Annotated in this window: 14 protein-coding genes and 5 tRNA genes; 15 read left to right on the top strand and 4 right to left on the bottom strand. The window is 61.7% G+C overall.

Annotated features, from left to right (window positions below; translation table 11 throughout):
- Positions 1 to 384 precede the first annotated feature (384 nt).
- The 4 genes from AC05QJ_RS23595 (at position 385) to AC05QJ_RS23580 (ending at position 3,359) form a co-directional block, all read left to right on the top strand.
- Complete coding sequence (locus AC05QJ_RS23595; RefSeq protein ID WP_042122274.1) at positions 385 to 1,023, top strand: TetR/AcrR family transcriptional regulator; 639 nt, start codon at positions 385 to 387, stop codon at positions 1,021 to 1,023.
- A 127-nt stretch (positions 1,024 to 1,150) separates the two neighbouring features.
- Entirely contained in the window at positions 1,151 to 2,119 is a 969-nt protein-coding gene (locus tag AC05QJ_RS23590) for a GTP 3',8-cyclase MoaA (protein WP_476743665.1), read from the top strand.
- 64 nt (positions 2,120 to 2,183) lie between these two features.
- Positions 2,184 to 2,786, top strand: coding sequence for a DUF4823 domain-containing protein (locus tag AC05QJ_RS23585; RefSeq protein WP_476743664.1), 603 nt, complete (start codon positions 2,184 to 2,186; stop codon positions 2,784 to 2,786).
- Positions 2,787 to 2,798: 12 nt separating this feature from the next.
- Positions 2,799 to 3,359: a DUF1285 domain-containing protein gene (locus AC05QJ_RS23580; protein ID WP_476743663.1), complete on the top strand. Its 561-nt coding sequence runs from the start codon at positions 2,799 to 2,801 to the stop codon at positions 3,357 to 3,359.
- 95 nt (positions 3,360 to 3,454) lie between these two features.
- On the opposite strand, the gene AC05QJ_RS23575 is transcribed toward AC05QJ_RS23580, so the two are convergent.
- Together AC05QJ_RS23575 and AC05QJ_RS23570 are read right to left on the bottom strand one after the other, a co-directional pair.
- Positions 3,455 to 3,530, bottom strand: a tRNA-Asn gene (locus AC05QJ_RS23575).
- Between the two features lie 61 nt (positions 3,531 to 3,591).
- Entirely contained in the window at positions 3,592 to 4,788 is a 1,197-nt protein-coding gene (locus tag AC05QJ_RS23570) for an amino acid aminotransferase (RefSeq protein ID WP_476743662.1), read from the bottom strand.
- Positions 4,789 to 5,082: 294 nt separating this feature from the next.
- On the opposite strand from AC05QJ_RS23570, the gene uvrB reads away from it, so the two are divergent.
- Entirely contained in the window at positions 5,083 to 7,098 is a 2,016-nt protein-coding gene (gene uvrB, locus AC05QJ_RS23565) for an excinuclease ABC subunit UvrB (protein ID WP_476743661.1), read from the top strand.
- Positions 7,099 to 7,295: 197 nt separating this feature from the next.
- On the opposite strand, the gene AC05QJ_RS23560 is transcribed toward uvrB, so the two are convergent.
- Positions 7,296 to 8,846: an MDR family MFS transporter gene (locus AC05QJ_RS23560; RefSeq protein WP_476743660.1), complete on the bottom strand. Its 1,551-nt coding sequence runs from the start codon at positions 8,844 to 8,846 to the stop codon at positions 7,296 to 7,298.
- Positions 8,836 to 9,876, bottom strand: a complete 1,041-nt coding sequence (locus AC05QJ_RS23555) for an HlyD family secretion protein (RefSeq protein WP_476743659.1) — start codon at positions 9,874 to 9,876, stop codon at positions 8,836 to 8,838. The genes AC05QJ_RS23560 and AC05QJ_RS23555 overlap by 11 nt, the downstream gene beginning before the upstream one ends.
- Positions 9,877 to 10,018: 142 nt before the next feature.
- On the opposite strand from AC05QJ_RS23555, the gene gltX reads away from it, so the two are divergent.
- The 10 genes from gltX to AC05QJ_RS23505 all read left to right on the top strand — a co-directional run bounded on the left by gltX (position 10,019) and on the right by AC05QJ_RS23505 (position 16,312).
- On the top strand, positions 10,019 to 11,500 hold the full coding sequence (gltX, locus tag AC05QJ_RS23550; protein WP_476743658.1) for a glutamate--tRNA ligase: 1,482 nt from the start codon (positions 10,019 to 10,021) through the stop codon (positions 11,498 to 11,500).
- A 299-nt stretch (positions 11,501 to 11,799) separates the two neighbouring features.
- Positions 11,800 to 11,875 (top strand) — tRNA-Ala (locus tag AC05QJ_RS23545).
- A gap of 77 nt (positions 11,876 to 11,952) precedes the next feature.
- Positions 11,953 to 12,028, top strand: a tRNA-Glu gene (locus tag AC05QJ_RS23540).
- Positions 12,029 to 12,081: 53 nt separating this feature from the next.
- A tRNA-Ala gene (locus tag AC05QJ_RS23535) sits at positions 12,082 to 12,157 on the top strand.
- Positions 12,158 to 12,201: 44 nt separating this feature from the next.
- A tRNA-Glu gene (locus AC05QJ_RS23530) sits at positions 12,202 to 12,277 on the top strand.
- Between the two features lie 296 nt (positions 12,278 to 12,573).
- Positions 12,574 to 13,113 carry a TetR/AcrR family transcriptional regulator gene (locus tag AC05QJ_RS23525; RefSeq protein ID WP_476743657.1) on the top strand — a complete coding sequence of 180 codons (540 nt, stop codon included), beginning with the start codon at positions 12,574 to 12,576 and terminating at the stop codon, positions 13,111 to 13,113.
- Positions 13,114 to 13,134: 21 nt separating this feature from the next.
- Complete coding sequence (locus AC05QJ_RS23520) at positions 13,135 to 13,968, top strand: alpha/beta fold hydrolase (RefSeq protein ID WP_476743656.1); 834 nt, start codon at positions 13,135 to 13,137, stop codon at positions 13,966 to 13,968.
- A 43-nt stretch (positions 13,969 to 14,011) separates the two neighbouring features.
- Positions 14,012 to 14,452, top strand: a complete 441-nt coding sequence (locus AC05QJ_RS23515) for an acyl-CoA thioesterase (RefSeq protein ID WP_476743655.1) — start codon at positions 14,012 to 14,014, stop codon at positions 14,450 to 14,452.
- Complete coding sequence (locus AC05QJ_RS23510) at positions 14,449 to 14,892, top strand: GNAT family N-acetyltransferase (RefSeq protein ID WP_476743654.1); 444 nt, start codon at positions 14,449 to 14,451, stop codon at positions 14,890 to 14,892. Before AC05QJ_RS23515 ends, AC05QJ_RS23510 begins: the two co-directional genes overlap by 4 nt.
- Before the next feature lie 457 nt (positions 14,893 to 15,349).
- Positions 15,350 to 16,312, top strand: coding sequence for a tRNA dihydrouridine synthase (locus tag AC05QJ_RS23505; RefSeq protein WP_476743653.1), 963 nt, complete (start codon positions 15,350 to 15,352; stop codon positions 16,310 to 16,312).
- Positions 16,313 to 16,344: the final 32 nt, after the last annotated feature.

The following is a 16,344-nucleotide window of genomic DNA, read 5'->3' as shown; positions in this document are numbered from 1 at the left end:
ACCTTTATCGGCCCGACACTTGGGGGGATGTGCCGCGCCAACAATTCAAGTATTAATCAAGATTGATAGGCTTCCAGCCGCTGTTGCTCGTTTTTTAAACAGATTTGGAATACGCCTTCGCCTGCTGAGCACTCATCGCTCTGCTATTTTCCTGACAATGGGGCGCTTTTCGTCGATTATGCGCCGTTCAGCGGGGAAGGGCGGGGAAAATGCACCTGCGCTGCCTTGACGACCGGTCTGCTGGCAGGAGCGATGTCTGCGGCAAGCAGGCGGCCCGAGCGCCGGCCCGGATGTCTCATGAAGCGCCGACATGATTGGATGATCCGTGCATTTTGCCGCAAGTTAGGCATAATACTTGGCTTCGATTTTGATCCAGTCCTTCTTATGCAGAAAGAACCTCGTAAGGTCCGTGAGTTTCGTCGCCGTGAGCAAGAAATTCTCGATACCGCACTCAAGCTGTTTCTCGAACAGGGTGAAGACAGCGTCACCGTCGAGATGATCGCTGATGCAGTGGGTATCGGCAAAGGCACGATCTACAAGCACTTCAAGTCCAAGGCGGAGATCTACCTGCGCCTGATGCTCGATTACGAGCGCGACTTGAACCAGTTACTGCATTCCGCCGATGTCGACCGTGACAAGGAAGCCCTGTCGCGCGCCTATTTCGAATTCCGCATGCGTGATCCGCAGCGCTACCGGCTGTTCGACCGCCTGGAAGAGAAGGTGGTGAAGGGGCATCAGGTGCCGGACATGGTCGAGGAGCTGCACAAGATCCGTGCCTCCAACTTCGACCGCCTCACGCTGCTGATCAAGGGGCGTATCAGCGAAGGCAAGCTGGAAGACGTGCCGCCGTACTTCCACTACTGCGCGGCCTGGGCATTGGTGCATGGTGCGGTGGCGTTGTATCACTCGCCGTTCTGGAGCAATGTCCTCGAAGACCAGGAAGGCTTTTTCCAGTTCCTCATGGATATCGGCGTGCGCATGGGCAACAAGCGCAAGCGCGATCCGGAGCCTTCCGCCAGCTGATACCTGCTACCGACACGAGCGCTACTGACGGCGACAAGGCAGGAATATACTTTGGGTGCGAGGCTTGCAAAAACCTGATTTTTGAGTCAGGTTTCGCAGGCCCGATTCATCTATGCCGGAGTTCTCCATGATCGTCGACCGTCAAGGCAGGCGTTTTCGCAATTTGCGTGTCAGCCTTACCGCCGCCTGCAACTATGCTTGCACCTATTGCGTGCCGGACGGTAAACGGCTGGTCGCTGCTCAGGACGAACTTTCCGCCGAGGCCCTGGCTCGCGGTGTCGCCTGGTTGATCGAGACTGCCGGCATCGAGCGGCTGCGGGTCACTGGTGGCGAGCCGCTGGTCAGTCCCAAGCTGGAAACCTTCCTCAGGACTGTCGCCGGCTTTGGCCTGGACGACATCAGTCTCACCACCAATGGCCAGCTCCTGGCCCGCAAGTTGCCGCTGCTGGTGGAAACCGGCATTCGTCGTCTCAATGTCTCCCTCGATACCCTCGATCCGCAGGCGTTCCGCAGCATTGCCCGCGGCGGTGACCTGGCGACTGTTCTGGATGGCATGGAACAGGCCGCGGCGGCTGGCATGAAGATCAAGGTCAACATGGTGCCTTTGCGTGGCCAGAACCTCGATCAGGTCGTGCCCTTGCTGGATTACTGCCTCGAGCGTGGCTATGAGCTGCGTTTCATCGAGCTGATGCGCATGGGGCACCTGGCCAGGGACAACAATGTGTTCCTGCAGCAGTTCGTGGGCCTGGAGCAGCTGCTGCAGCTGATTGGTGAGCGTCACGAGTACGCCCAGGCCGAAGCTCCGATCGATGCCACCGCGCTGCGTTACCGGATTCCCGGTCGCGGCGTGTTCGGTGTGATCGCCAACGAGAGCGTGCCATTCTGCCGAACCTGTTCGCGCTTGCGCCTGTCGTCCACCGGCTGGCTGCATGGCTGCCTGTCATCGAGCAATCGCCACTTCATTGGCGACCTGCTCGACCGCCCGCGCCACCAGGCATTGCCTGCCCTGCAGGGCTTGCTGGTAAAGGCGCTGGGCGACAAGCAAAGCGTGGCCTTTTCCGGCGGTGCCACCGTGATGAAGATCATCGGCGGCTAGCTGGCGTAAAACATGCATCAGCCGGGCGTTCGCCGGTTTTCCGTCGCCGGCTCCTGGAGGAAAGATGCGTAGCCTGGTTCTGCTGCTGGCGCTGATGGCGCTGGGTGGCTGCATGAATGTCAGCGACATGGGGGAGGCCACCCGTTATCACATGAGTGACGCGGGCTTGCTCGATCACAGCAATACCCAGCGCTCCATGTCGCTGCGGCTGCAACCTGACTCGTTCATTTTCATCGCCCAGGGGGCTTTCGTTCCTCCGGGTGGTGCTTATCCACGACCTAACGTCGTCGCGGAAGAAGCGTTCAAGGGTTTTGTCGAGTACTTCCCGCTGGTGCGGCGCGCGCAAGGGCCGATCGGCCTGGAGGAGGCGCTGGGCCAGGCGAGGGCGGTGGGCGCTCACTACCTGCTGTACACCCGCTTCGCGCGTGCGGATGATCGTATCGGCAATGGTGACGAATGGTATGACCAGCAGGCAGTGGACCGCCTCGGCATTGATACCGGCACGGTCCAGATGATGTTGATCGAAACCAGCACGCGCTATCTGATCGACACCGCCCGCATCCGCAGTCGCGGCGGTTTGCTGACATTCCATGACAACAAGCCGGAAGATTTGCTCGGCCCTCCGCTGGAGGACTACGCTCGTGCTCTTCTGGGGTTGAGTAACTGAGGAGTGCCGAGCATGGCGGATACCGGCAAGGCCAACGATCTTCTGGCGCAGATTCCCAAGGCGGAAAAAGGGCTTCCACCTGTTCATCTGTGGAATCCTGACTTCTGTGGCGATATCGACATGCGTATCGCCCGGGACGGCACCTGGTTCTACCTGGGCACGCCGATTGGTCGCAAGCCCATGGTGCGGCTGTTCTCGACCATCATTCGTCGTGATGGCGACGACTACTTCCTGGTGACGCCGGTGGAGAAGGTCGGCATCAAGGTAGATGACGCGCCGTTCGTGGCGGTTGCGCTGGACGTGCAGGGCGACGGCGAGCAACAGGTGCTAGGGTTCACCAGCAACGTCGAGGATCGCGTGGAGGCGGGGCCGGAGCATCCGTTGCGCTTCGTGATCGACCCCGTAAGCCAGGAGCCTTCGCCCTACGTGCACATGCGCGCCAATCTCGAAGCGTTGATCCATCGCAACGTGTTCTATGAGTTGGTGGAGCTGGCGGTCACCCGGGAGATCGACGGCGAATCCTGGCTGGGTGTCTGGAGTTCGGGCGAGTTCTACCCTATCGGGCAGGGCTGAGCTTCTGCATTGCCCGCTTCGGCGGGCCTTTCATGGCTTTTCTGGCTGCAATGAAAAAACCTCCAGTGCTTGCGCATCTGGAGGTTTTCAGTATTTGGCTCCGCGACCTGGACTCGAACCAGGGACCCAATGATTAACAGTCATTTGCTCTACCGACTGAGCTATCGCGGAATCTGTGGCGTATCTTACTGATTGCTAAGGGGAAGTCAAGCCTCCCCTTGGCAAAAAGTCATCACAGCACGTCGACGATCGCTTTGGTCACGACATGGATATTGCTCTGGTTCAGCGTAGCGACGCAGATACGACCGGTGTCCAGGGCGTAGATGCCGTATTCGTTCTTCAGGCGTGCAACCTGTTCCACGCTCAGGCCGGAGTAGGAGAACATGCCGCGCTGACGACCGACGAAGCTGAAGTCGCGGTTGGCGCCATATTCGGCCAGCAGGTCGACCATCTGCTTGCGCATGCCGTGGATGCGACCACGCATCTCGCCCAGCTCGGTTTCCCACATCTGACGCAGTTCGGCGCTGTTCAGAACGGCAGCGACGATGCTGGCGCCGTGGGTCGGCGGGTTGGAGTAGGTGGTGCGGATCACGCGCTTGACCTGGGACAGCACGCGAGCGCTTTCTTCCTTGGCGCTGGTGACGATCGACAGTGCGCCGACACGCTCGCCGTACAGCGAGAACGATTTGGAGAACGAGCTGGACACGAAGAACTCCAGGCCCGACTCGGCGAACAGGCGTACCGCGAAGGCGTCTTCGGCGATGCCGTCGCCAAAGCCCTGGTAAGCCATGTCCAGGAATGGGACGTGGCCCTTGGCCTTGATGACTTCCAGGACGTTTTTCCAGTCCGCCAGGCTCAGGTCGACGCCGGTCGGGTTATGGCAGCAGGCGTGCAGGACGATGATCGAGCCCGATGGCAGCTCGTTCAGGTCTTCCAGCATGCCGGCGCGGTTGACGTCGTTGCTTGGCGCGTCGTAGTAGCGGTAGTTCTGCACCGGGAAGCCGGCGGTTTCGAACAGTGCGCGGTGGTTTTCCCAGCTCGGATCGCTGATGGCGACGACGGCGTTCGGCGAGATCTGCTTGAGGAAGTCGGCACCGATCTTGAGGGCGCCGGTACCGCCGACGGCCTGGACGGTGACCACGCGGCCTTCGGCCAGCAGCGGGGATTCGGCACCGAACAGCAGTTTCTGCACGGCCTGGTCGTAGGCAGCGATGCCGTCGATCGGCAGGTAGCCGCGGGAAGCGTGCTGGGCGGCACGTTGGGTTTCGGCTTCGATGACCGCACGCAGCAGCGGAATGCGCCCTTCTTCGTTGCAGTAGACGCCTACGCCCAGGTTGACCTTGTTGGTACGGGTATCGGCGTTGAATGCTTCGTTGAGGCCCAGAATGGGATCGCGTGGTGCCAGCTCGACAGCGGAAAACAGGCTCATTATTACCTTGGCTCTGAATGGAGGGTGAGTAGGGTTTGCACGCTCCAGCCCAATGCACTAGAGCGGTGCACAAACGGGGAGTCAGTATAGTGATACCGACTGGAGACGGCGACAGTCTGCCGCAGCTTTTCCTGCTGTTTGCCGGAATATTTTTCGACCGTTAGTCGAATCCTTCAGTCAACAGTAGGAAATGTCCTCAGCGGCAGCTTGAAACTGGCGCCAGGCAGCCTTAATTGGGTATAAATACTGTCTAAAAATACAGTTACTGTATCCGCACTCAGTCAGGGGTTTGTCATGTCCGAGTTTCAGCTCGTCACCCGTTTCCAGCCGGCCGGTGATCAGCCGGAAGCCATCCGCCAGATGGTCGAAGGCATCGAGGCAGGATTGGCGCACCAGACCCTGCTGGGTGTGACCGGCTCGGGCAAGACCTTCAGCATCGCCAACGTGATTGCGCAGGTACAGCGACCGACCCTGGTGCTGGCGCCGAACAAGACCCTCGCCGCACAGCTCTACGGCGAGTTCAAGGCGTTCTTCCCGAACAACGCGGTGGAGTATTTCGTTTCCTACTACGACTACTACCAGCCGGAAGCCTACGTGCCGTCCTCCGACACCTTCATCGAGAAGGATGCCTCGATCAACGATCATATCGAGCAGATGCGCCTGTCAGCGACCAAGGCTCTGCTGGAGCGCCGCGATGCGATCATCGTCACCACGGTGTCGTGCATCTACGGCCTGGGTAGCCCGGAAACCTACCTGAAGATGGTCCTGCATGTGGATCGCGGCGACAAACTCGATCAGCGCGCCCTGCTGCGGCGTCTGGCCGACCTGCAGTACACCCGCAACGAAATGGACTTTGCCCGTGCCACCTTCCGGGTCCGTGGCGACGTGATCGATGTCTTCCCCGCCGAGTCCGACCTTGAAGCCATTCGCATCGAACTGTTCGACGACGAGGTGGAGAGTCTCGCTGCCTTCGATCCGCTGACCGGCGAGGTGATCCGCAAGCTGCCGCGCTTCACCTTCTACCCCAAGAGCCACTACGTCACGCCGCGGGAAACCCTGCTGGAAGCGGTCGATGGCATCAAGGAGGAGCTCGACGATCGGCTGGTCTACCTGACCAAGGCCAACAAACTGGTGGAGGCCCAGCGCCTGGAGCAGCGCACCCGCTTCGACCTGGAAATGATCCTCGAGCTCGGTTACTGCAACGGCATCGAAAACTACTCTCGCTATCTGTCCGGGCGTCCTGCCGGCGCACCGCCGCCGACCCTCTACGATTACCTGCCGCCGGATGCCTTGCTGGTGATCGACGAATCCCACGTCAGCGTTCCCCAGGTCGGCGCCATGTACAAGGGCGACCGCTCGCGCAAGGAAACCCTGGTGGAGTACGGTTTCCGTCTGCCCTCGGCGTTGGACAACCGGCCCATGCGCTTCGACGAATGGGAAAGCGTCAGCCCGCAGACCATCTTCGTTTCCGCCACGCCCGGTCCCTACGAGGCCGAGCACGCCGGGCGCGTGGTGGAGCAGGTGGTGCGGCCGACCGGTCTGGTCGATCCACAGGTGGAAATCCGTCCGGCCCTGACCCAGGTCGATGACCTGCTGTCGGAAATCCGCAAGCGCGTGGCCGCCGAAGAGCGCGTGCTGGTCACCACTCTGACCAAGCGCATGGCCGAAGACCTCACCGATTACCTGGCCGATCACGATGTCCGTGTACGCTACCTGCACTCGGACATCGACACGGTTGAACGGGTCGAAATCATCCGCGACCTGCGCCTGGGCACGTTCGACGTGCTGGTGGGGATCAACCTGCTGCGCGAGGGCCTGGACATGCCCGAGGTGTCGCTGGTAGCGATTCTCGATGCCGACAAAGAGGGCTTCCTGCGCTCCGAGCGCTCGCTGATCCAGACCATCGGCCGGGCGGCGCGTAACCTCAATGGTCGGGCGATTCTCTATGCCGACAACATCACCGGGTCGATGCAACGGGCGATCGACGAAACCGAACGGCGCCGTGAAAAGCAGATTGCCTTCAACACCGCCCATGGCATCGTGCCCAAGGGTGTGGTCAAGGACATCACCGACATCCTCGAAGGCGCCAACGTGCCCGGCTCGCGCAGCAAGAAACGCAAGGGCATGGCCAAGGCGGCGGAGGAGAGTGCCCGTTACGAGGCCGAACTGCGCTCCCCAGGGGAGATCACCAAGCGGATCAAGGCGCTGGAGGAGAAGATGTACCAGCTTGCGCGGGATCTGGAGTTCGAAGCGGCGGCGCAGACCCGCGACGAAATCGCCAAGCTGCGGGAGCGGTTGATTACTACCTGACCCTTCGGGGCAGATCGTTTGCACATTTTTGTGGGAGTGGCTTTAGCCGCGATCGGCGGCGCAGCCGTCGTAAAACCAGAGTCCGCGATTGTGCTGGAATAGTGGGCGCGCAGCGGCCATAGAACCTCAGGGTTTACGACGGTTCGGCGCCCTGACAAGCTCGCTCCCACGAGGTGCGTCCCAGGCAGGCATCCGATTCAGTGAGCCTCCCCGGCCTTCAACCCCTGCGGCAATTTCTTGGTCAATAGCACCGCCACCATACTGATCGCCAGGCCGATCCCGACGAAATGGAAAGCGTCGTTGTAGGCCATGATCATCGCCTGCTGGTGGGTGATCTCGCTCAGCTTGCCCAGCGCCGCAGCATCACTGCCCAGCTTCTCCGCCAGCAACGCCAGGCGCTCCGCCACCTGCGGGTTGGTCGGCACCACGGCTTCGCGCAGATAGTCGAAATACACCTTGGTCCGTGCATCCAGCAGCGTCGCCAGCAGGGCGATGCCGATGGCGCCGCCGAGGTTGCGCAGGATGTTGAACAGGCTCGACGCGGAACCCGCATCCTGCGGCTGGATATACGCGGTGGCGATCAGCGAGATGGTCACCATGATCATCGGCTGGCCGAGGGCACGGATGATCTGGATATGGTTGAACTGGCTCCCCGCAAAGTCCGGATTGAGTACCCCGGAACTGAAACTGGCGAGGCCGAACAGACCAAAGCCCACGGCGCAGAGCAGTTTGGGCGGGATCACCTTCATCAACTGCGGGACCAGCGGAATCAGGAACAGCTGCGGAATGCCCATCCACATGATGACTTCGCCGATCTCCAGGGCGTTGTAGTTCTGGATCTGCGCGAGATACAGGGGCAACAGGTAGATCGATCCGTACAGCCCCACGCCCATCCCCAGACTGGCGATGCTCGACAGGCCGAAGTTGCGGTTCTGCAGGATCCGCAAATTGATCAAGGGATTGGGCCTGGAAAACTGGATGATGACGAACGTGATCAGGCTAACCAGCGCGACACTGCCGAGACCGACGATCAGACTCGACTCCAGCCAGTCCTTGCGATGCCCCTCCTCGAGAAACACCTGCAGGCAGCCAAGTCCGACGCCCAGCGTGACGATGCCGGCGTAATCGGTGCTTTTCAGCAGTTCCCAGTGCGCTTCCTTCTTCTCCAGCCCGTACATCAGGCCGGCAATCATCAATAGCCCCGGAGGAATGTTGATGTAGAAGATGTACTCCCAGCCCCAGTTCTCCGTGAGCCAGCCGCCCAGGGTCGGACCGATGGAGGGCGCGAAAGTCGCCGTCATGGCGAACATCGCCATGCCTTTGGCGCGATGGTGTTCCGGCAGTTTGATCAGGGTCAGGGTGAACGCCAGCGGAATCAGCGCACCGCCGGTGAAACCCTGCATGGCGCGAAACACGATCATGCTCTCTAGGTTCCAGGCCATGGAGCAGAGCAATGACGACACCAGGAACCCCAGCGACACCCAGACCGCCAGGCGTCGGGCCGAGAGCAACTGCACCAGCCAGGCGGTGAGGGGGATCATGATGATTTCGGCCACCAGGTACGAGGTGGAAATCCACGAGCCTTCTTCCAGGGTGGCCGACAGCGCACCCTGGATGTCCTTGAGTGACGAGTTGGTGATCTGGATGTCCAGTACCGCCATGAAGGCGCCGAGCATCACGCTCATGACCGCGATCCAGTCGCGTCGGCTGGGTTCGCCGACGGGACGGATCAGTTGATCACCGGCCATCGCTGCGCAGATCGACGGTGGCGGTGACCGACATGCCGGGGCGGATCCGGCCTTGCAACGGGTTATCGGCAGGGAAGGTCAGTTTCACCGGAATGCGCTGCACGACCTTGGTGAAGTTGCCGGTGGCATTGTCCGGTGGCAGCAGGCTGAACTGCGCACCGGAGGCAGCGAACAGGCTGTCCACCCGGCCTTCGATCGGCGTATCGGGGTAGCTGTCGAACACCAGTTCGGCACGCTGGCCGGGCTGCATCTTGCCGATCTGGGTTTCCTTGAAGTTGGCCTGAACCCAGATGTCCTGGTCGGGAACGATGGACAGCAGGTAGGCGCCGGCCTGCACGAACTGGCCGTCGCGGGCGGAGCGCTGGCCGATCATGCCGCTGATCGGGGCATGGATTTCGCTGCGGGTCAGGTTCAGTTCGGCCTGGGCGAGGTCGGTGCGGGCCGTGGCGATCTGCGCGTCAAGACGCTTGAGCTCGGCTTCCAAGGCGCTGACCTGCTGGCGTTGGCCCTGCAGATCGGCCTGGGCCTTGCTCACCTGGGAGCGGGCGACATTGCTTTCCGCAGACAGGGTGGTGACCCGCTCCTCGGATACGAAGCCGGGTTTGCGCAGGGCCTGAGCGCGGTTCAGGTCCAGCTGGGTGCGACCGAGAGTCGCCTGGCTGGCGGAGACCTGGGCCTGGCCGGCGGCGATCAGGCTGGACTGCTGGGTCAGCCGGCTGTCAGCCTGCAGACGCTCGGCCTCTCGGGTGGCGAGGGTGGCGCGGGCGCGCTCGACGGCGAAGCGGAAGTCATCGGCTTCCAGGCGTACCAGCAGATCACCCTTGTTGACGTGCTGGTTGTCCTGCACCAGCACGTTGTCGATGCGGGCGCCCAACTGGCTGGATACCCGGGTTATTTCACCCTGGACATAGGCATTGTCGGTGCTTTCGTAGAAGCGGCCTTTGAAATACCAGTGGGCGAGGAAGGCGAGAGACACCAGCAGAACCAGGAAAACAAAAAACAGCAGGCGACGCTTGAGTTGGGCAGGCATGAGACGATCGTTCCGAAAATGTAAGCAAATTTAACTAGCTTTGGATCCACCGGCACAAGTGGCGATCACGCCCATTACTGGAGCCCGGCGCCTGCTCCCTGTTAACATCCCGGCTTTGTTTCATCTCTTGTTCGAGACTCTCATGACCACCGTTCGCACGCGCATCGCGCCTTCGCCGACTGGCGATCCCCACGTCGGCACCGCTTACATCGCCCTGTTCAACTACTGCTTTGCCAAGCAGCACGGCGGCGAGTTCATCCTGCGTATCGAAGATACCGACCAGTTGCGTTCGACCCGCGAATCCGAACAACAGATTTTCGACGCGCTGCGCTGGCTCGGCATCGAGTGGAGCGAAGGCCCGGACGTCGGTGGCCCGCACGGCCCGTACCGGCAGAGCGAACGGGGCGAGATCTACAAGCAGTACGCCCAGCAACTGGTCGACCTGGGTCACGCCTTCCCGTGCTTCTGCACCGCCGAAGAGCTGGACCAGATGCGTGCCGAGCAGATAGCTCGCGGCGAAACCCCGCGTTATGACGGTCGCGCACTGCTGTTGTCCCAGGAAGAAGTCCAGCGTCGCCTGGCGGCCGGCGAACCTCATGTGATCCGCATGAAGGTGCCGAGCGAAGGCGTCTGCGTGGTTCCGGACATGCTGCGTGGCGATGTCGAGATTCCGTGGGACCGCATGGACATGCAGGTCCTGATGAAGACCGACGGCCTGCCGACCTACTTCCTGGCCAACGTGGTCGATGACCACCTGATGGGCATCACCCATGTCCTGCGTGGCGAAGAGTGGCTGCCGTCGGCGCCGAAGCTGATCAAGCTCTACGAGTACTTCGGCTGGGAACAACCGAAACTGTGCTACATGCCGCTGCTGCGCAACCCGGACAAGAGCAAGCTCTCCAAGCGCAAGAACCCCACCTCGGTGACGTTCTACGAGCGCATGGGCTTCATGCCGGAAGCCATGCTCAACTACCTGGGCCGCATGGGCTGGTCGATGCCGGACGAGCGGGAGAAGTTCTCCCTGGCCGAGATGGTCGAGCACTTCGACCTGTCGCGCGTGTCCCTGGGCGGCCCGATCTTCGATATCGAAAAGCTGTCCTGGCTCAACGGCCAGTGGCTGCGCGACCTGCCGGTGCAAGAGTTTGCCGCGCGGGTACAGCAGTGGGCGTTCAACAGCGACTACATGATGAAGATCGCGCCCCACGTGCAGGGCCGCGTCGAGACCTTCAGCGAGATCGCTCCGCTGGGTGGCTTCTTCTTCGAAGGCGGACTGCGCCTGGATGCGAAGCTGTTCGAGCACAAGAAACTGTCGGCCGACCAGGTGCGCCAGGTCATGCAGTTGATCCTGTGGAAGCTGGAGAGCCTGCGTCAGTGGGAGAAGGACCGCATCACCGGCACCATCCAGGCGGTGGTCGAAGCCCTGGAGCTGAAACTGCGCGATGCCATGCCGCTGATGTTCGCCGCGATCACTGGCCAGGCGAGTTCGGTGTCGGTGCTCGATGCCATGGAAATTCTCGGCCCGGACCTGACCCGCTATCGCCTGCGTCAGGCGCTGGACCTGCTGGGTGGCGTTTCCAAGAAAGAAAACAAGGAGTGGGAGAAGCTGCTGGGCACCATCGCCTGATTGCGGCTACCGCTTTTTTCCTGCGGGGCGAACCGGCTTTCCCTGGCTCATGGCCAGGAAAAGCCGGTTCGCCCCGCAGTGTTTTCACGCCGGGGGAGGGCGCCATTTGCCCGAAAACACGGGGCTTTTCCCGGCCGTGGGCGGTAAGTGATTGTTATCTAGGAAAAAATTTTTGAATTTTGTTGAAAATATATTTGACAGGTCTGTGATCCGATCTTAATATGCGCCCCGTCCACAGCGATGAACGAAAACGAAACGCGAAGCACCCAGCCAAGCGGTTCAGTTCAAAGCGACATTGTGGGGCTATAGCTCAGCTGGGAGAGCGCCTGCATGGCATGCAGGAGGTCAGCGGTTCGATCCCGCTTAGCTCCACCAATTTCCAGCTTGACAGTCAATTCCAGCGACTGTCGGCATGATCGGTTCGAAGAGCCGGTCGATGGTAGAAGGGTTGCGTCCCCTTCGTCTAGTGGCCTAGGACACCGCCCTTTCACGGCGGTAACAGGGGTTCGAGTCCCCTAGGGGACGCCAGTTTTACACAAGCGATATCGAAAGAGGTCGCTGGGTCGCGAGACTAGAAATCCGGGGCTATAGCTCAGCTGGGAGAGCGCCTGCATGGCATGCAGGAGGTCAGCGGTTCGATCCCGCTTAGCTCCACCAATTCCGCCAGGATTCGTGAAAACGGATCTGCACGAAGGTTACAAGTCCCCTTCGTCTAGTGGCCTAGGACACCGCCCTTTCACGGCGGTAACAGGGGTTCGAGTCCCCTAGGGGACGCCACTTTACCCGCTTTGCGGGATTTCAAGGCTCATTCGATTATTGAATGAGCCTTTTGTTTTTCTGAGCTGAAAGTTTCGAGCTGCAAGCTGCAAGAAAGAGCAGTTAGCGCAGACTTTCGCTTGCAGCTTGCAGCTTGCAGCTTGCAGCTTGCAGCTTGCAGCTTGCAGCTTGCAGCTTATCGCTGCCTTCCCCTCGAAAAAGATTTTTGCCGCGGGCGCGACAAGCGGTCGGGCTAAGCGCTTGCTTTTAAATATTATGAGCATAATATTTCAACCATAATATTTTGGAGCTGCGCCATGAACGACAAGAAGGCCAAGACCCGCGAGCGCATTCTCGACGCTGCTCGCTCCGCCCTTATCCAGCACGGGCCGGCTGACCCCAGTGTCAATCAGGTCATGGGCGCCGCCGGATTGACCGTCGGTGGCTTCTACGCGCATTTCGACAGCAAGGACGCACTGATGCTGGAGGCCTTCAGCCAGTTGCTCGGCGAGCGTCGTGCCTTGTTGTCCCAGGTCGATCCTGCGCTGGATGGCCCGGCCCGCCGCGCTCTGGTGGCGGCATTCTATCTGTCGCGCAAGCACCGCGACGCCAAGGTCGATGCCTGCCCGCTGCCCACTTCCCTGAGTGAAATGACCCATTTGCCCGACACCTTCCGCGAAGTTCTGGCCGAGCACATCGAGTTGATGACCGCGCAACTGGTGGATAGCCCGGAAGAAGCCGACAAGTTTCTGGCCGACCTTGCGCTGATGGTCGGCGGTCTGGCCCTGGCCCGTGCCCTTGGAACCAGCGATCTGTCCGATCGCGTATTGCGTGCCGCCAAGTCGGCGGTGATCTGAACGATCCTTTGGAGCGAAGCGATGAATACCTTGAGCTGGATTCGTGGCGTAAACGGCACCCTCGGGCACCTGCTTCCCGGGCCTATCGCCAGTCGGATGCACCGCGCGTTCATGACGCCCTACACGCGGCCGCCGCGGGCGTGGGAATTGCCCGTGCTGGAGCGTGCAGAGCGCATCACCCTGCGTTTCGGCCTCTCGGCACTCCGCTGGGGGCAAGGGCCGGCCGTGCTGCTGATGCATGGCTGGGAAGGGCGCCCGACCCAGTTCGCCAAAATCATCGAGGCCCTGGTGGAAGCCGGCTACAGTGCGGTGGCACTGGACGGTCCGGGCCACGGTCGTTCTCCGGGGGATGAGGCTCATGTGGGGCTGTTCGCCCGCGCACTGCTGGAGGCAGCGGCGGAACTGCCGCCGCTCAAGGCGGTGATCGGTCATTCCATGGGCGGTGCGAGTGTCCTGCTGGCCCTGCAGATGGGGTTGCGTGCCGAGGCGGTCGTCAGTATCGCCGCACCGGCGCGGTTGCTGGGGGTGTTGCGTGGCTTTGCCCGGCACCTGAACCTGCCGCCGCGGGCGCGGGCCGCCTTCATTCGCAAGGTCGAGCGGGATGTCGGTTTGCCGGTGGTGAAGCTGGATGTCAGTGCGTATCAACTGGATGTACCGGGCCTGATCGTGCACGCCCAGGACGACAACCTGGTGCCGGCCAGCGAAGCTCAGGTCATGCACGATGCCTGGTTCGACAGTCGCCTGTTGATGCTGGAAGAGGGCGGGCACCAGCGGGTTCTCGCCGATCCACGGGTCATCGCCAGCGTACTCGACCTGCTCAGGCGCAGCGACCTGCCGCTGCGCCAATCGGCGTGATCATCCGTTACACTCTGCCCGTTCATCATTTTGGGGAGCGGGCATGAGCTGGGATCTGGCAACGCCATTCGTCATCGACCTTCGCGTCGGTGCCGAGGATATCGACGGACTGGGACACGCCAACAATGCCGTGTACGTCACCTGGCTGGAGCGCTGCGCCTGGCGCCACTCCCAGCGGCTGGGGCTGGACCTGGTCGAATACCGGCGCCTGGACCGCGCCATGGCGGTGGTCCGCCATGAGATCGACTACCTTGCCAGCGCCTATGAAGACGACGAACTGCAACTGGCGACCTGGATCGTCGACTGGGACCAGCGCCTGAAAATGACCCGTCGTTTCCAGCTGGTCCGTCCCAGCGACGGCGTCACGCTGCTGCGGGCGCAGACCACCTTCGTCTGTATCGAGTTGTCCACAGGCCGGCCCAAGCGCATGCCGCAGGAGTTCCTCGACGGCTACGGCCAGGCCATCTCGAAGGATCCTGCATGATCCGTCCGGCGCAACTGGCAGACGAGTCGGCGGTGCGGGCGGTGGTGGAGGCGTCTTACCTGCCGTATGTGGCGAGCATCGGCATCCGCCCCGGTCCGCTGGACGACGACTACGGTGACCTGATCCGTCAGCATCAGGTCTGGCTGCTGGAATCCGACGGGCAGGTCAGTGCCATTCTCGTGTTGTGCCCGGAAGCGGGCGCAATGCTCCTGTCCAATGTCGCGGTCGATCCCGCGTTCCAGGGGCAAGGCCATGGCCGCCGCCTGATCGACTTTGCCGAAACCCGTGCCCGCGAGGCGGGGTTTTCCCTGATTCGCCTCTACACCAATGCCGCCATGCAGGCGAACGTCGCCCTCTACGAGCGGCTGGGTTATCGCGAGACGCACCGGGCGTTCGATCACGGGTTCAATCGGGTGTTCATGGAGAAGGCGTTGGCTTGAACCAGCGCATGAGCAGTTTCCCGGCTCTGCGAAAGGTCGTTCCGAGAAGTCCGGGGCGCCGCCGGTTTTCAGGCCGAGCTGGCAGTTCGTGCGAGTCCCCAGAGTCGACAGGGGGGCGTCGCGGTTTCGCGTTCTGCTGGTCAGCCTGGAAATTCAGGATGTCGTAATTGTTCTTCTTGATATGCATGTCCCGTTCCTTGTCGTGTGGCGCGTCGAGAGTTGCGGCGAGCGGTCAGGTCCAAAGAACGTGATCATGTGAAGGTCTCCAATCGGGAAATGGGCCGTGAATACGGGCATGTCACTTTTTAAACGGAAAAGTGAGTGCAGCAAGCAGGGCTTTTCTTCGAGGCGTGTAGGCCGTTGCCGTTTTTGACCAGGCGTCGAGCCAGAGGCCTCGCCCCTTCCATTTGCGCCTGCCCCGTTTACTATGTGCGCACTTTTTCCGAGGTTTTCCCCCATGCAAATTGCCCTGGCCCCGATGGAGGGGCTGGTCGACAACATCCTGCGCGACGTTCTGACCCGAGTCGGCGGCATCGACTGGTGCGTGACCGAGTTCATTCGCGTCTGCGATCGTGTCCTGCCCGAAGCCACGTTCCACAAGATGGCGCCGGAGCTGGAGCAGGGCGCGCGGACGCCGGCCGGGGTGCCGATGCGGGTGCAATTGCTGGGTTCCGATCCGGTCTGCCTGGCGGACAACGCGGCGCTGGCGTGCGAACTGGGCGCTCCGGTCATCGACCTGAACTTCGGCTGCCCGGCCAAGACGGTCAACAAGTCCCGCGGCGGCGCGGTCCTGCTCAAGGAGCCGGAGCTGTTGTTCCGCATCGTCAGCGAGGTGCGCAAGGCGGTGCCGGCGCACATTCCGGTGACCTCGAAGATGCGCCTGGGCTTCGAAAGCCCCGACGGCGCGCTGGATTGTGGTCGGGCCCTGGCCGAAGGCGGCTCGGCGCACCTGGTGGTTCATGCGCGGACCAAGGTCGAGGGTTACAAACCGCCGGCCCATTGGGAATGGGTGGCGAAGGTGCAGGACGTGGTCAAGGTGCCGGTGTTCGCCAATGGTGAGGTCTGGGACCTGGACGACTGGCGGCGCTGCCGCGAAGTCAGCGGCGCCAAGGACATCATGCTCGGTCGCGGACTGGTCTCGCGGCCGGATCTGGCCCGGCAGATCGCGGCAGTGCGCGATGGTGTCGAGTTCCAACCCTTGGACTGGCAGGCGCTGTTGCCGCTGATCCAGGCGTTCTGGCTGCGGGTGCGCGAAGAACTGACCCCGCGCCAGGCGCCCGGGCGCCTCAAGCAGTGGGTGGCGATGCTGACCCGCACCTATCCCGAGGCCACTGCGTTGTTCACCGAACTGCGCCGCGAAACGGACTGCGACCGGGTTGGCCTGCTGATCGGCGTACCGCCGCCTGTCGCCGCCGCGTAAGAAATTTTTCCGCCAGCGCTTGAAATCGTTCC

Source organism: Pseudomonas sp. TUM25319 (genome assembly GCF_056388475.1).
This window is presented reverse-complemented; position numbering and strand designations above follow the sequence as displayed.

Coding starts and splice junctions, on each gene's coding strand:
- uvrB (WP_476743661.1), top strand. CDS start 5,083: ATGTCCGAGTTTCAGCTCGTCACCCGTTTCCAGCCGGCCGGTGATCAG.
- gltX (WP_476743658.1), top strand. CDS start 10,019: ATGACCACCGTTCGCACGCGCATCGCGCCTTCGCCGACTGGCGATCCC.
- AC05QJ_RS23560 (WP_476743660.1), bottom strand. CDS start 8,846: ATGGCCGGTGATCAACTGATCCGTCCCGTCGGCGAACCCAGCCGACGC.
- AC05QJ_RS23580 (WP_476743663.1), top strand. CDS start 2,799: ATGGCGGATACCGGCAAGGCCAACGATCTTCTGGCGCAGATTCCCAAG.
- AC05QJ_RS23590 (WP_476743665.1), top strand. CDS start 1,151: ATGATCGTCGACCGTCAAGGCAGGCGTTTTCGCAATTTGCGTGTCAGC.
- AC05QJ_RS23555 (WP_476743659.1), bottom strand. CDS start 9,876: ATGCCTGCCCAACTCAAGCGTCGCCTGCTGTTTTTTGTTTTCCTGGTT.
- AC05QJ_RS23525 (WP_476743657.1), top strand. CDS start 12,574: ATGAACGACAAGAAGGCCAAGACCCGCGAGCGCATTCTCGACGCTGCT.
- AC05QJ_RS23585 (WP_476743664.1), top strand. CDS start 2,184: ATGCGTAGCCTGGTTCTGCTGCTGGCGCTGATGGCGCTGGGTGGCTGC.
- AC05QJ_RS23570 (WP_476743662.1), bottom strand. CDS start 4,788: ATGAGCCTGTTTTCCGCTGTCGAGCTGGCACCACGCGATCCCATTCTG.
- AC05QJ_RS23510 (WP_476743654.1), top strand. CDS start 14,449: ATGATCCGTCCGGCGCAACTGGCAGACGAGTCGGCGGTGCGGGCGGTG.
- AC05QJ_RS23595 (WP_042122274.1), top strand. CDS start 385: ATGCAGAAAGAACCTCGTAAGGTCCGTGAGTTTCGTCGCCGTGAGCAA.
- AC05QJ_RS23515 (WP_476743655.1), top strand. CDS start 14,012: ATGAGCTGGGATCTGGCAACGCCATTCGTCATCGACCTTCGCGTCGGT.
- AC05QJ_RS23505 (WP_476743653.1), top strand. CDS start 15,350: ATGCAAATTGCCCTGGCCCCGATGGAGGGGCTGGTCGACAACATCCTG.
- AC05QJ_RS23520 (WP_476743656.1), top strand. CDS start 13,135: ATGAATACCTTGAGCTGGATTCGTGGCGTAAACGGCACCCTCGGGCAC.